The organism is Salegentibacter tibetensis (genome assembly GCF_020164485.1).
Classification (GTDB): Bacteria; Bacteroidota; Bacteroidia; order Flavobacteriales; family Flavobacteriaceae; genus Salegentibacter; species Salegentibacter tibetensis.
Map to the genome: position 1 here is coordinate 60,161 of NZ_JAIQZA010000001.1, position 12,941 is coordinate 73,101.

The following is a 12,941-nucleotide window of genomic DNA, read 5'->3' on the forward strand; positions in this document are numbered from 1 at the left end:
TTGCTAATTTACTCTAGTGTATTCTAAGGATAAAACGGTAACATCCTGGGCATCAGTTCCGTCTGGATTCCCATAATATTGTTCAGATTCAAATTTACTAACATTAAAAGCAAAAGTATTGGTGGTTCTTTCCAATACCCGTTTGTGGGTACGAGTATCTCCATCAATCGTCATTGTTATGATCAGCCTTTCTTCATTATCCTGGTTTTCAACATCCCAAATACCAGAATCTATCCTCCCGGAAAGACATTTAAAATCATCATTGGTCTCCCCTGCCTTAAAATCGAGTCTAGAATTAGTTGTTGTCATATCACCCCCCTGGTAAAAAACAACTCCCATATCCTGGAAACAATCGGTTTCCAGTAAAATATTTGAATTAAATACTCCATCGTTGTTAAGGTCTACAACAGTATCGGTATTCATAGCTGAAAGTTTCCATTCCCCTACAAGATCTTCAGTAGTTATAGTTGCGGTAGCATCGGTAGCGGAAATTTCAGTTTCGGCAACGTGATCCTGATTAGCCTCACAGGATACTATAAACAGCATCAGCCCAAAAACTGCACTAATGCTTTTTAATCTTAGTAGGTTTTTCATAGCTAAATCAATTTGAGCTACAAAGATAAGATACATTAGAGGATTTTTGTGACTTTATTAACATAAATATTACTGTTTAACGTTCGTTTATAGCGTTTTGCCGATACAATACAGATTTCGGAAGTAGGAATTTTACTTCAAAAACCTAAAAAAATATTAGAAATTAAAAAGGAAAAAGCTTAATCCTAAATTTCTGGCATACAGCTATCTTCCTCAAAATAAATTAATTAATTTCCGATTTGCTATATGAATTTATAATTGTACATTTGCACCCCGATTTCCCGACATGATTCATGTAGGGAACGGGGAATGGAATGTTTAATAATAAGTAAATTTAATTAGTGTGGACACATTAAGCTACAAAACAGTATCAGCCAACAAGGCTACCGTGACCAAAGAATGGGTACACGTAGATGCTGAAGGACAGACGTTGGGCCGCCTATCATCTAAAGTAGCCAAGCTACTAAGAGGTAAGCACAAACCTAACTTCACCCCGCACGTTGATTGTGGTGATAACGTAATCGTTACCAACGCAGAGAAGATCAACTTAACCGGTAAGAAATGGGATTCGAAAGAATACATTCGTCACACCGGCTACCCGGGTGGACAAAAAAGTCTAACAGCCGCTGAATTATTCGAAAAGAATCCAGAGAGACTTATCGAAAAATCAGTAAAAGGAATGCTACCAAAGAACAAACTTGGAGCTGACCTATTTAGAAATTTAAAGGTTTACGCAGGAACAGATCACGATCATACTGCACAAAAACCTAAAACTATTAACTTAAACGATCTTAAGTAATGGAGGTTATTCACAAAATTGGCCGTAGAAAAACGGCGGTTGCGCGTGTTTACGTTTCTGAAGGAAGCGGGAAATTCAGCGTTAACAAAAAAGACCTTAAAGACTACTTTACCACAGGTCCTTTACTTTACAAAGTAAACCAGGCCCTTAACCTTACCGGTAATGACGATAACTTCGACATTATTGCTAATGTTTACGGTGGTGGAATTACAGGACAGGCAGAAGCTATTCGTCTTGCACTAGCAAGAGCAATGGTAGAACTGGATGCAGAGAACAGAGCGGTGTTAAAGCCAGAAGGTTTAATGACCAGAGACCCAAGAATGGTAGAGCGTAAGAAATTCGGACAGAAGAAAGCCCGTAAGAAATTTCAGTTCTCTAAGCGTTAATTTTTATTGGAATCTATATTCCAAAGTTCATTTAATATTAAAAAGAATTTTGTTGTTATCCCAAATGCTATCGGGAGTTAGTTTAGCATCTAAACAGGTAAGGCCGTGTTTATAAAAAACAGCCACTTACTTGTTGCTATCTTCAACAGAAAGTAAACTATTACAAAAATGGCAAACAAAGTAGAAGTAAAAGAATTACTTGATGCAGGTGTACATTTTGGACACCTTACCAGAAGATGGAACCCAAATATGGCCCCATATATCTATATGGAGCGTAACGGGATTCACATCATCAATTTATATAAGAGTGCTGCTAAAATGCAGGAGGCAGGTGATGCCCTTGCAAAAATTGCAGCCAGCGGCAGAAAAATACTTTTCGTAGCTACCAAGAAACAAGCTAAAGAAATTGTATCTGAACAAGCTGAAAAAGCTAATATGCCATACATTACCGAGCGTTGGCCCGGTGGTATGCTTACCAATTTCGTGACTATTCGTAGAGCTGTTAAGAAAATGGCCTCTATAGATAGAATGAAAAAAGATGGTACCTTTAATACACTTTCTAAAAAAGAACGCCTTCAGGTAGATCGTTTAAGAGCTAAATTAGAAAAGAACCTTGGTTCTATTTCTGATATGAGCAGACTTCCAGGAGCACTTTTTGTAGTTGATATCACTCGTGAACACATTGCTATTAAAGAAGCTCAAAAATTAAACATTCCAATTTTCGCTATGGTAGATACAAACTCAGATCCTCGTGAGGTTGAGTACGTAATTCCATCTAATGACGATGCTTCAAAGTCTATCAACAAAGTGGTTTCTTATGTTGCTGATTCTATTGTAGACGGCCTTTCTGAAAGAAAAGCTTCTAAAGAATCTAAAAAAGAGAAAGCAGAAGATGAAGAAAAAGAGCCAAAAGCACCAAAGGCTGCTGTAAAGCAACCAGAAGCTGAAGCTCCTTCTAAAGATGCTGAAGATAAAAAGGCAATGCAAGAAGCCAAGAAAGATGTAAAACTTGAATCTAAGAAAGAAACCTTAGACAAAGCTTCATCTAACGAAGAAGAATAAAACAACATTTTATAACATCCAAAAAGTCGTTTAGTTTCTTTCCTAACAGTTGGTCTCTAAGCGACTTTTTTAAATAAAACACAATACTATGGCTAAAATAACCGCCGCAGAAGTAAACAAATTAAGAAAAGCTACCGGTGCCGGTATGATGGATTGCAAAAAGGCACTTGTAGAAGCAGATGGTGATTTTGATAAAGCTATTGAAGTACTTCGCAAAAAAGGTCAAAAGGTTGCCGCAAAGAGAGCCGATAGAGATTCAGCCGAAGGGGCTGCAATTGCTAAGGTAAACGAAGATAACACTAAAGGTGTTATTATCTCTCTTAACTGTGAAACCGACTTTGTTGCTAAAAACGATGACTTCGTAAAAATGGCCAACGGTTTCGCAGATATCGCCTTAACTGTTTCTTCAAAAGAAGAATTGCTTAAAGCAGATTACAACGGGGTTTCAGTTCAGGATAAATTGACTGAACAAACCGGTGTAATTGGTGAGAAAATAGAAATCGGTGCCTTTAAAACTTTAGAAGCTCCCTTTGTAGGTTCTTACATTCACGCAGGAAACAAAATTGCTGTAATCACCGGCCTTTCAAAACAAACTGAAGGCGCTGAAGAAGCTGCAAAAAATGTTTCTATGCAAGCTGCCGCTATGAATCCAATCGCACTTAACGAAGAGGGTGTAGACCAGGAAACCATAGACAAAGAAGTTGAGATCGCTAAAGATACCCTCCGCCAGGAAGGAAAACCTGAAGATATGCTAGATAAAATAGCAAAAGGAAAGATTCAGCGTTACTTTAAAGACAACACTTTGGTTAACCAGGCTTTTATTAAAGATGGAAAACAAAGCGTAGCCGATTACGTAAAATCTGTAGATTCAGATCTTAAAGTTGTAGCTTTTGAAAGAGTTGCTTTAGGAGAATAATATAGTCATTTCCGCGCAGGCGGAAATCTCTCTAATAAACCCAAAAACCGCTTCTCTATTCAGAAGCGGTTTTTTTATGCTGAAAAACAAAAATTTTCAGGTAGAACTGGAAATTTTAGGTTTTGTTTTTATTAAAAGTTTTGTCTCAAAAATATACCCGCAGTATCTTGCCAAACCAAAATATTCAGAAGCTATTTTACTTATTTCTGAAATATTCTTGAACCAATATTATGAACAAAACCAACCAGGTATATACTTTAATCACCGGTTCCAGCCAGGGGCTGGGGAAGGCCTTTGCCGAAATTTGCGCCAAAAACGGTCGAAATTTAATCCTTATTTCCCTTCCTGATGAAAACAACGGAAATTTATCAAAAGAGTTGGCGGGTAAATATGAGATAAAAGCTATTCGATATGAAGTAGATCTCACTAAAAAAGAAGATCTATATAAGCTTGTTGATTTTGTAAAAGGTTATAGGATAGATATGCTAATTAACAATGCGGGAATTGGCGGAACTACCCGTTTTGAAGACACTAGTCTGGATTTCTTAAATGAAATTATTCTTTTAAATATTAAATCCCTGGTAACCCTAACCCATCAATTATTGCCCGTTTTAAAACAGGAGGAAGAAGCTTATATCCTAAATATCTCCAGCCTCGCGGCCTTTGCGCCTATGCCCTTCAAAACGGTTTATTCAGCAAGTAAGGCTTTTGTCTATTCCTTTTCCAGAGGTCTTAAATCTGAATTAGAAGATAGTAATATACACGTAGCAGTAGCTCACCCCGGCCCTATGCCTACTAATGAAAATGTAACCAAAAGAGTAAATGCTTTAACCGGAATGGTGAAATATTCGGTTTTAACACCCGAAGAGACCGCTAAAATATGTTTAGAAAAATTACTGAAGAAAAAAGCGGTAATCATTCCCGGAAAATTTAATTGGTTCAATTCACTTTTATTGCGTTTTGTACCCGTTCCCCTGCAACTTAAAATCCTCAATGGTAAACTAAAAACTGAAGCTGCAAAAACTCACAGTTATGACTAAAAGAGTGCTGGTGACAGGAGCAAGCGGATTTTTGGGCTTTCATATTACCAAACAACTTTTACAGGCAAATTACGAGGTAGTAGCTTTGTTAAGGGAAAGTAGCGACACGAGTTTACTTAGAAATTTAAATTGCAAAATCATAAGAGGAAATTTGAGTAGTCTGGTGGGTATCGAAAAGGCCATCCAGAATTGTAATTTTGTAATTCACGCAGCTGCAAAAACAAGTCAGGATTCCCCCGATTTTGAAGATTACAGAGAAGCAAATATCACCAGTACAAAACTGCTGATAGAAGCTTCAAAAAAGCATACTATTAAAAGGTTTGTATTTGTAAGTAGTGCGAACTCTTTTACCATGGGACGCAAAGAAAATCCCGGTACAGAAAACTCTGGATTCATGCCATTTTTAAAGAATTCCGGCTATGCGCACAGTAAGTATAAAGCGCAGCAAATAGTTCTAAAAGAAGCAAGAGAAAATAGGTTTCCCGCCATTGTGGTAGCGCCTACGTTTATGGTTGGCCCGTATGATATTAAACCTTCCAGCGGTAGATTAATGCTCTACTTCTTAAAAAACAAGCTTGTTTTTTACCCGAAAGGTGGTAAAAGTTATGTAGCGGTTTCGGCTGCTGCCACGGCTTGTATAAATGCTCTGCAAATGGGCAAAACCGGGGAAAGTTATTTATTGTCGGGGGTTAATCTCACCTATAAAGAATATTTTAAAAAAGTAGCTGAAATTTCAGGAGAATCCCACTATTTAATTCCTCTTCCAAAAAGATTGCTGAAGCTAATTGAAGGCCTTTATCGCATTTTTCCGAATAGAAAATTATTATTGCTTAAAACCAATATTCGCATGTTGTTTTCTGAAAATTATTTCAATAATAAGAAAGCTAAAGAACAACTTGCAATGCCGGTTACAAACATTGATTTATCCATTAAGGAAAGCATTCAATGGTTTCAGGAAAATAAGTACATTTAAGCCATCCTGCAAGGTTTATCTATTTAACAAACCGAAGCTAAGATCGGTAAATCAACTAATTTTTAGAATGGCAAACAAAGCATTTCAGTTTAAAGAATTCAAAATAGAACAAGACCGTTGCGCGATGAAGATTGGCACCGACGGGGTCCTGCTTGGTGCCTGGGCTTCCCTGGAACACCAACCCGATAGCATTCTTGATATTGGAACAGGAACCGGTGTAATTGCTTTAATGCTTGCACAGCGATCCCCTGCCCTTCTAATTGATGCTTTGGAAATCGACGTAGATGCTTACGAGCAGGCTGTAGATAATTTTGAACAAAGCGGTTGGGGTGACAGGTTGTTTTGCTACCACGCTGCCTTTGATGAATTTGTTGAAGAAATGCAGGACGAAGAAAAATATGAACTTATTATTTCTAATCCACCATTTTATGCTGAAGATTATACTTCAGACAGCGCAAGCAGAAATAAAGCCCGTTTTGCTGAAGCTTTGCCTTTTTCAGAATTAGTTGAAGGTGTTTCCAAACTACTTCATCCAGAAGGGGAGTTCAATACGATAATTCCGCATAAAGAAGAAACAATTTTTGTAGCGCTGGCGAGAGAAGACGGTCTTTTTCCGAAGAAAATCACCAGGGTGCGTGGTACTGAAACTTCAGAAATTAAAAGAAGCTTATTGAGTTTTAGTTTTAAAGAAATTGTACCCGAAGAAAATGAACTTATTATTGAAATTTCGCGGCATAATTATACAGAAGCCTATAAAAATCTGGTAAAGGAGTTCTATCTTAAATTATAATCTTAAAATTGTTTGCTTTAAAAAGCTTGGTTACATTTGTGTAAAACACCACACGAATGAGAACAGATAACTTCCAGGCTCCAGATTATTACAATATTGACGAGCTGCTTACCGATGAACATAAGATAGTTCGAGATGCTGCACGAGAATGGGTAAAACGAGAAGTTTCCCCAATAATTGAAGACGCCGCACAAAAGGCGGAATTCCCAAAATCCATAATTGGCGGTTTAGCTGAAATTGGTGCTTTTGGCCCCTACATCCCCGAAGAATACGGTGGCGCAGGTTTGGACCAGATTTCTTACGGACTTATTATGCAAGAGATTGAGCGCGGTGATAGTGGCGTACGTTCTACTGCGTCTGTTCAAAGTTCGCTGGTCATGTACCCAATTTATCAATACGGCACCGAAGAACAGCGTAAAAAATACTTACCTAAACTGGCTTCCGGGGAATTTATGGGCTGCTTTGGGCTTACCGAGCCAGATCACGGTTCCAATCCAGGCGGAATGACCACCAATTTTAAAGATAAAGGCGATCATTATTTATTAAATGGCGCTAAAATGTGGATTTCTAACGCCCCCTTTGCCGATGTCGCCATCGTTTGGGCTAAAGATGAAAATGGCAGAATTCACGGACTTATCGTAGAACGCGGGATGGAAGGTTTTTCCACCCCTGAAACGCATAATAAATGGTCACTTCGCGCCAGCGCTACCGGCGAACTTATTTTTGACAATGTAAAAGTGCCAAAAGAGAATTTAATGCCGAATAAAAGTGGACTCGGGGCTCCTTTAGGTTGCCTGGATTCTGCCCGTTACGGAATTGCCTGGGGTGCGATAGGCGCAGCTATGGATTGTTACGACACCGCTTTGCGTTATGCAAAAGAACGGGTTCAGTTTGACAAACCAATAGCCGGCACCCAACTTCAGCAGAAAAAACTTGCTGAAATGATTACTGAGATCACCAAAGCCCAATTAATGGCCTGGAGACTTGGCGTGCTTAGAAACGAAGGAAAAGCGACTTCAGCACAAATTTCTATGGCCAAAAGAAATAATGTTGAAATGGCAATAAACATTGCCCGTGAAGCGAGACAGGTTCTCGGCGGCATGGGAATCAGTGGTGAGTATAGCATTATGAGACATATGATGAACCTGGAGAGCGTAATTACCTACGAAGGCACTCACGATATTCACCTATTAATAACTGGAATGGATATTACCGGGATCCCGGCTTTTCAGTAAAAATTGATTTCTAAAAAGTGCTACAATTCGTCAAGCTGAGACCCGTGATAAAAAATTTATCTAGCGTAGGAAAATGACGTTTCGAGCATAGCGAGTTTTAAACCCCGTGTGTGAGTGTAGCAAATCAGCAGCGTTAATAATTTTTGAAAGCTTGTCCTGAGTGGAGTCGAAGGACCCTGGAAAAAATTTAGCTGCTGATTTGCGGTTTTTTGGCCTTGTTGCCCAAAAAACACCTCCACATAGGGCGCCCTTTTTTGTTTCGTTTTTTGGGCGAGCAAAAAATGAAAAAGGAAACTTCCAAACCAGGTAAATTTCTTTTTGAATTATTGAAATATAAAAAACAAATCTAAATATCAGGATATTTAAAATACGTCAATGGTAATTTATTTCAGCACCTAGGTTGTGCAAATTCCTAAAATATTAGATCTCCGAACAATTTTCGGAGCAAGCTCTGAAATAAATTCAGGATGACGTAGAATTCCACTACAAAAGATCAAAGCAAGGGCAGCGTTTACAGCGTTTGCCTTTTTTGTATTTTTCGCAACACTCTTTTTTAAGCGGTTTCGGTTTTTTGGCCACCACCCCATCCAATTTCAAATAATCTTTTGATTTATTGGAATAAAATACAATGATATTATATGAGTTTGAAAACTGGCTAGCCATATTTTGAAGTTACTTTAAAAAGCTGAAATTGAGCGTTAATTCAGTTTTAAATGAATGTTTAAATTTTAAAAATCCTAAGGAGAATCTTATTTTTGCAACATGGAAAACAAAAATAGGATAAACGAAGTAAATAAGGCGCTGCAACCTAAAATAAACCAACTTTTAGAACATCCCTTATATCAAAAAATAAATACTCCGGAGCATCTTCATATTTTTATGGAGCATCATGTTTTTGCCGTTTGGGATTTTATGTCTTTACTTACCGCTTTACAGGAAAAACTTACCAAAACCACCAATCCCTGGGTGCCTGTTGGCAATCCCGAAACCAGGTATTTAATCAATGAAATTGTATTGGCTGAAGAAAGCGATGTAAACTACTTCGGCAACCATCAGAGCCATTTTGAAATGTACCTGGATGCGATGGAAAAGAGTGGTGCTGATACGGGAAGGATCAAAGATTTCCTACTCCAGGTCACTCACGGTACAGATATATTTTTACTGATTGCAGCCACAAAACTTCCGCATAACATAAAAATATTCCTGAAGAACACTTTTGAAGTAATTACAGAAGGAAAAGCGCATAAAATTGCATCTGCCTTTACTTTTGGCCGGGAAGGTTTAATCCCGGGAATGTTCACTTCTATAATAGAAAAGGTTCAGCAGAATTTCCCGAAAGAAGACCTAAGTTTATTTAAATATTATTTTGACCGCCACATAGAATTGGATGGGGATGAACACGGCCCAATGGCTTTTAAAATGGTAGAAGACCTCTGCGGGGATAACGATAAAAAATGGGAAGAGGTAAAGCAAACTGCCGAAGAAGCCCTGGACGCAAGACTGGAATTATGGAAAGGTATTGAAGAAGAAATTTCAGAAACCATAGATTCTGAAAAACTACAAACCATATAAAGTTAGAATCCTCACAGGCTTTGAAAACCTGTGAGGATTATCTGAAATTGATTGAATTCTATCCTCATGTTAGAAGCTGAAACCAGTTCAGCTTGACGTGCGCTAGATAATTCGAAAAATTATGGTGCTTCAGGAGCAAGTTTTACTTCTAAACCATCTAATTCTTCAGTAATAGGAATCTGGCAACTTAAGCGGCTGTTGTCTTCGACAAAAAATGCCTGATCCAGCATATCTTCCTCTTCAATACTTTGCTCGGGCAACATATGCCCAAAATTGAGAATGTAGCACTGGCAGGAAGCACACATTGCCATTCCGCCGCAAATGCCTATAGTACCTTCGGGGGCAAGTTCGTAAGAGCGAACCACTTCCATAAGGTTCATATTCATATCTGTTGGAGCATCTACCATGTGGGCTTCCCCTTCCCGGTCTATAATGGTTATTTTTATATCAGACATATCTTCTAATAAATATTCAAGATCGAACGTCATTCTGAACTTGTTTCAGAATCTAAGCTCTTTAGAACCCGAAACAAGTTCAGGTTGACGAAACTATAAACTGAATTATTTTGTTTTAATTTATACTTTTTACTACTTCTTTTTTGGCTTCTTTCTTACTGCCGTCAAATCCGCTAACGCCACTTACCGTGGTATATTTCATCACATATTTCTTATCAGGGAAAATACGTTGATAAGCGCTTTGGCACATAATGGCCGCTTCATGAAAACCGCAGAGAATAAGCTTTAATTTACCGGGATAAGTATTTACATCCCCAATCGCGTAAATACCCGGGATATTCGTTTGATAATCGTAAGCATTATCCACTTTAATGGCATTTTTTTCGATTTCTAATCCCCAGTCTGCGATAGGACCTAATTTAGGCGAAAGTCCGAATAAAGGAATAAAATAATCGGTTTCCTTGATCTCCTTTTCTGAAGCTGATGTTTTATGCGTAATTACCACACTTTCCAGAGCTTCTATTCCTTTAAGATCGGTTACCTCGGCATCGGTAATAAGATTTATCTTTCCAATTTTAGAAAGCTCTTCAACCTTTTCTACGGAATCTAAAGCACCACGGAAATCTTTTCTGCGATGTACAAGAGAAACTTCTGAAGCAACATCGGCCAGATAAATAGCCCAGTCTAAAGCTGAATCTCCTCCGCCTGCTATCACCACTTTTTTATCGCGATAAACTTCAGGTTCCCTAATTATATAAGCAACTCCTTTATCTTCGTAATCCTTGATATTTGCTATAGGAGGTTTTCTCGGCTCAAAACTTCCCAGCCCACCGGCAATTACTACCACCGGAGCGTGATGCTTTGTTCCTTTATTGGTAGTTACAATAAAGCTACCATCTTCTTGCTTGTCTATAGTTTGGGCTCTTTCTCCCAGGGTAAATCCGGGTTCGAAAGGTTTTATTTGCTCCATTAGATTAGTGATGAGATCTCCGGCCAATACTTCGGGGAAGCCCGGAATATCATAAATAGGCTTTTTAGGATAAATCTCTGAACACTGCCCGCCCGGTTGTGGGAGCGCATCTATTAAATGGCATTTTAGTTTTAACAATCCTGCTTCAAAAACCGCAAAAAGACCTGTTGGCCCTGCGCCAATTATAAGTATATCGGTTTTAATCATTCTACTCGTAAATTTGGTTGTAAGCCAGGTGCTTACTTTTGAATATTAACCACACTTTCTATTTGTGGCGCATACTTTTTAATTGTCATTTCCACCCCAGATTTAAGTGTCATCTGGTTTACCGTGCAATCTACACAGGCGCCTTCCAGACGAACCTTAACCAGGCGATCGTTCTCAATAGAGACCAGAGAAATGTTGCCCCCGTCACTCTCCAAAAAAGGACGAATTTCGGCAAGGGCCTTTTCTACATTTAATTTTACTTCTTCGCTAGTCATTTATTTCTTTTTAAATGCACTGCATCCGGCCATAGTTGTGATCTTTATCGCTTCAGTTGGAGGCAGACTTTTGTTTCTATTTACTGTTTCCTGAACCATATTTCGAGTAATATCCTCAAAAGCTGTCTCAAGTGGCGTTGCTGTTTGTAAAGCTGCAGGACGGCCAATATCACCAGATTCCCTTAAGCTTTGTACCAAAGGAATTTCACCTAAAAACGGAGCATCTATATCTTCAGAAAGGTTCTTAGCACCCTGTTTTCCGAAAATATAATATTTATTTTCAGGAAGTTCTTCGGGAGTAAAATACGCCATATTCTCTACTATTCCCAAAACAGGCACATTAATACTTTCCTGACGGAACATTGCAACCCCCTTTTTAGCATCAGCTAAGGCCACATTTTGCGGGGTACTTACCACAACCGCTCCGGTAATTGGAAGCGACTGCATAATGGAAAGATGAATATCTCCTGTCCCCGGCGGAAGATCTATTAAAAGAAAATCCAACTCGCCCCAGGCCGCATCAAAAATCATTTGATTTAGTGCCTTAGAGGCCATTGGCCCACGCCAAATCACAGCCTGATTAGGCTGGGTAAAAAAACCGATGGAAAGTATTTTTACTCCGTAGTTTTCTACAGGTTTCATTTTAGATTTCCCATCTACATTTACTGATAGTGGTTTTTCTGTTTCCACATCAAACATCATTGGGATTGATGGCCCGTAAATATCGGCATCTAAGATCCCGACTTTAAAGCCCATTTTCGATAAAGTGACTGCTAGATTTGCGGTTACTGTAGATTTACCAACGCCACCTTTTCCGGACGCTACGGCTATAATATTGGAAATTCCGGGAATAGATTTTCCTTTGATTTCCGGCTTTTTATCGGCAGATTCTACTTTAATATTAACTTTAACTTTGGCTTTTTGTTCCACGTGCTCGTGAATAGCTTTCATGATATCCACTTCGGCCCGCTTTTTAATATGCAAAGCAGGATTTTGCAGCACCAGATCTACTACTACCTCATCACCAAAAGTCATTACATTTTGAACAGCACCGCTCTCCACCATATTTTTGCCTTCTCCGGCTACAGAAATAGTTTCCAGCGACTTTAATATTTCTTTTCTGTCTAACTTCATTTAAAACATTTTATAATCCTTAAGATACCAGGAAATTTGTAGCTGAATTAATAAACTTTTTTTTGCAAAAACCCTTCAGCTTATATAGATTCATTCTAAACGCAAATATAGGTGGAAAAGCTAAGAAAACGAAGTATTTACGTATAATTGATCTATCGAATAATAAAGTGTAATTATCGTAAAATTTCAGAAGGAGAATTTATTTCAAATCTTTTGCGGGATCCCAAAAGTGCTTTTCAAAATCCTGAACTTTATTATCTTTTACTTTAATTCCTTCAGAAGCCAGCATTTGCTCCATCGCGCTATGATCTCCAAAATGGCTTTTCCCGGTTAGCAGGCCATTTCTATTCACTACCCGGTGTGCGGGTACATCTTCCAGATCTTTAGCTGAATTCATAGCATAGCCCACCATTCTTGCACTTTTTGCTGCGCCTACACTTTTAGCAATCGCACCGTAGGAAGTGACTTTCCCTTTTGGGATTTGCCTTGCCACCTCGTAAACACGTTCAAAAAAATTAGGTTCCAGAGCCATT

General features: G+C 38.5%; 15 protein-coding genes. 9 read left to right on the forward strand and 6 right to left on the reverse strand.

All coding sequences use genetic code 11. The features are described 5' to 3' along the window. Positions 1-3: 3 nt before the first annotated feature. Positions 4-594, reverse strand: a complete 591-nt coding sequence (locus LB467_RS00260; RefSeq protein ID WP_224472030.1) for a hypothetical protein — start codon at positions 592-594, stop codon at positions 4-6. Positions 595-937: 343 nt separating this feature from the next. Between LB467_RS00260 and rplM the strand changes: the two genes are divergently transcribed. The 9 genes from rplM (at position 938) to LB467_RS00305 (ending at position 9,367) form a co-directional block, all read left to right on the forward strand. Then, positions 938-1,393 carry a 50S ribosomal protein L13 gene (gene rplM / locus LB467_RS00265; protein WP_133546504.1) on the forward strand — a complete coding sequence of 152 codons (456 nt, stop codon included), beginning with the start codon at positions 938-940 and terminating at the stop codon, positions 1,391-1,393. Further along, a complete protein-coding gene (rpsI, locus tag LB467_RS00270; RefSeq protein ID WP_075325081.1) occupies positions 1,393-1,779 on the forward strand; it encodes a 30S ribosomal protein S9 in 387 nt (128 codons plus the stop codon). Before rplM ends, rpsI begins: the two co-directional genes overlap by 1 nt. A gap of 168 nt (positions 1,780-1,947) precedes the next feature. Further along, complete coding sequence (rpsB, locus tag LB467_RS00275; protein ID WP_224472031.1) at positions 1,948-2,841, forward strand: 30S ribosomal protein S2; 894 nt, start codon at positions 1,948-1,950, stop codon at positions 2,839-2,841. An 88-nt stretch (positions 2,842-2,929) separates the two neighbouring features. Beyond that, positions 2,930-3,757, forward strand: coding sequence for a translation elongation factor Ts (gene tsf, locus LB467_RS00280; RefSeq protein WP_224472032.1), 828 nt, complete (start codon positions 2,930-2,932; stop codon positions 3,755-3,757). A gap of 230 nt (positions 3,758-3,987) precedes the next feature. Next, the gene (locus LB467_RS00285) at positions 3,988-4,797 is read left to right on the forward strand and encodes an SDR family NAD(P)-dependent oxidoreductase (RefSeq protein ID WP_224472033.1); all 810 of its coding nucleotides are present in this window, start codon (positions 3,988-3,990) and stop codon (positions 4,795-4,797) included. Beyond that, the gene (locus tag LB467_RS00290; RefSeq protein ID WP_224472034.1) at positions 4,790-5,770 is read left to right on the forward strand and encodes an NAD-dependent epimerase/dehydratase family protein; all 981 of its coding nucleotides are present in this window, start codon (positions 4,790-4,792) and stop codon (positions 5,768-5,770) included. Before LB467_RS00285 ends, LB467_RS00290 begins: the two co-directional genes overlap by 8 nt. A gap of 67 nt (positions 5,771-5,837) precedes the next feature. Beyond that, positions 5,838-6,560 carry a tRNA1(Val) (adenine(37)-N6)-methyltransferase gene (locus tag LB467_RS00295; RefSeq protein WP_224472035.1) on the forward strand — a complete coding sequence of 241 codons (723 nt, stop codon included), beginning with the start codon at positions 5,838-5,840 and terminating at the stop codon, positions 6,558-6,560. Positions 6,561-6,616: 56 nt separating this feature from the next. Beyond that, positions 6,617-7,795, forward strand: coding sequence for an acyl-CoA dehydrogenase family protein (locus LB467_RS00300; protein ID WP_224472036.1), 1,179 nt, complete (start codon positions 6,617-6,619; stop codon positions 7,793-7,795). A gap of 762 nt (positions 7,796-8,557) precedes the next feature. Next, entirely contained in the window at positions 8,558-9,367 is an 810-nt protein-coding gene (locus LB467_RS00305) for a DUF3050 domain-containing protein (RefSeq protein WP_224472037.1), read from the forward strand. Positions 9,368-9,486: 119 nt separating this feature from the next. Here LB467_RS00305 and LB467_RS00310 read toward each other — a convergent pair whose 3' ends face one another. The 5 genes from LB467_RS00310 to LB467_RS00330 form a co-directional block, all read right to left on the reverse strand. Beyond that, positions 9,487-9,822 (reverse strand): 2Fe-2S iron-sulfur cluster-binding protein, encoded by a 336-nt coding sequence (locus tag LB467_RS00310; RefSeq protein ID WP_224472172.1) that lies wholly within the window; start codon positions 9,820-9,822, stop codon positions 9,487-9,489. Between the two features lie 115 nt (positions 9,823-9,937). After that, a complete protein-coding gene (locus LB467_RS00315; protein ID WP_224472038.1) occupies positions 9,938-10,999 on the reverse strand; it encodes an NAD(P)/FAD-dependent oxidoreductase in 1,062 nt (353 codons plus the stop codon). A gap of 32 nt (positions 11,000-11,031) precedes the next feature. Then, entirely contained in the window at positions 11,032-11,274 is a 243-nt protein-coding gene (locus LB467_RS00320) for a NifU family protein (RefSeq protein ID WP_037318988.1), read from the reverse strand. Next, positions 11,275-12,408 (reverse strand): Mrp/NBP35 family ATP-binding protein, encoded by a 1,134-nt coding sequence (locus LB467_RS00325; RefSeq protein WP_224472039.1) that lies wholly within the window; start codon positions 12,406-12,408, stop codon positions 11,275-11,277. A 199-nt stretch (positions 12,409-12,607) separates the two neighbouring features. Next, positions 12,608-12,940: an MGMT family protein gene (locus LB467_RS00330; RefSeq protein ID WP_224472040.1), complete on the reverse strand. Its 333-nt coding sequence runs from the start codon at positions 12,938-12,940 to the stop codon at positions 12,608-12,610. Position 12,941 lies beyond the last annotated feature (1 nt).

Bases quoted from the DNA above. Each gene is read 5' to 3' on its own strand.
- LB467_RS00260 (WP_224472030.1), bottom strand. From the start codon at position 594: ATGAAAAACCTACTAAGATTAAAAAGCATTAGTGCAGTTTTTGGGCTG.
- rpsI (WP_075325081.1), top strand. From the start codon at position 1,393: ATGGAGGTTATTCACAAAATTGGCCGTAGAAAAACGGCGGTTGCGCGT.
- rpsB (WP_224472031.1), top strand. From the start codon at position 1,948: ATGGCAAACAAAGTAGAAGTAAAAGAATTACTTGATGCAGGTGTACAT.
- tsf (WP_224472032.1), top strand. From the start codon at position 2,930: ATGGCTAAAATAACCGCCGCAGAAGTAAACAAATTAAGAAAAGCTACC.
- LB467_RS00285 (WP_224472033.1), top strand. From the start codon at position 3,988: ATGAACAAAACCAACCAGGTATATACTTTAATCACCGGTTCCAGCCAG.
- LB467_RS00290 (WP_224472034.1), top strand. From the start codon at position 4,790: ATGACTAAAAGAGTGCTGGTGACAGGAGCAAGCGGATTTTTGGGCTTT.
- LB467_RS00295 (WP_224472035.1), top strand. From the start codon at position 5,838: ATGGCAAACAAAGCATTTCAGTTTAAAGAATTCAAAATAGAACAAGAC.
- LB467_RS00300 (WP_224472036.1), top strand. From the start codon at position 6,617: ATGAGAACAGATAACTTCCAGGCTCCAGATTATTACAATATTGACGAG.
- LB467_RS00305 (WP_224472037.1), top strand. From the start codon at position 8,558: ATGGAAAACAAAAATAGGATAAACGAAGTAAATAAGGCGCTGCAACCT.
- LB467_RS00310 (WP_224472172.1), bottom strand. From the start codon at position 9,822: ATGTCTGATATAAAAATAACCATTATAGACCGGGAAGGGGAAGCCCAC.
- LB467_RS00315 (WP_224472038.1), bottom strand. From the start codon at position 10,999: ATGATTAAAACCGATATACTTATAATTGGCGCAGGGCCAACAGGTCTT.
- LB467_RS00320 (WP_037318988.1), bottom strand. From the start codon at position 11,274: ATGACTAGCGAAGAAGTAAAATTAAATGTAGAAAAGGCCCTTGCCGAA.
- LB467_RS00325 (WP_224472039.1), bottom strand. From the start codon at position 12,408: ATGAAGTTAGACAGAAAAGAAATATTAAAGTCGCTGGAAACTATTTCT.
- LB467_RS00330 (WP_224472040.1), bottom strand. From the start codon at position 12,940: ATGGCTCTGGAACCTAATTTTTTTGAACGTGTTTACGAGGTGGCAAGG.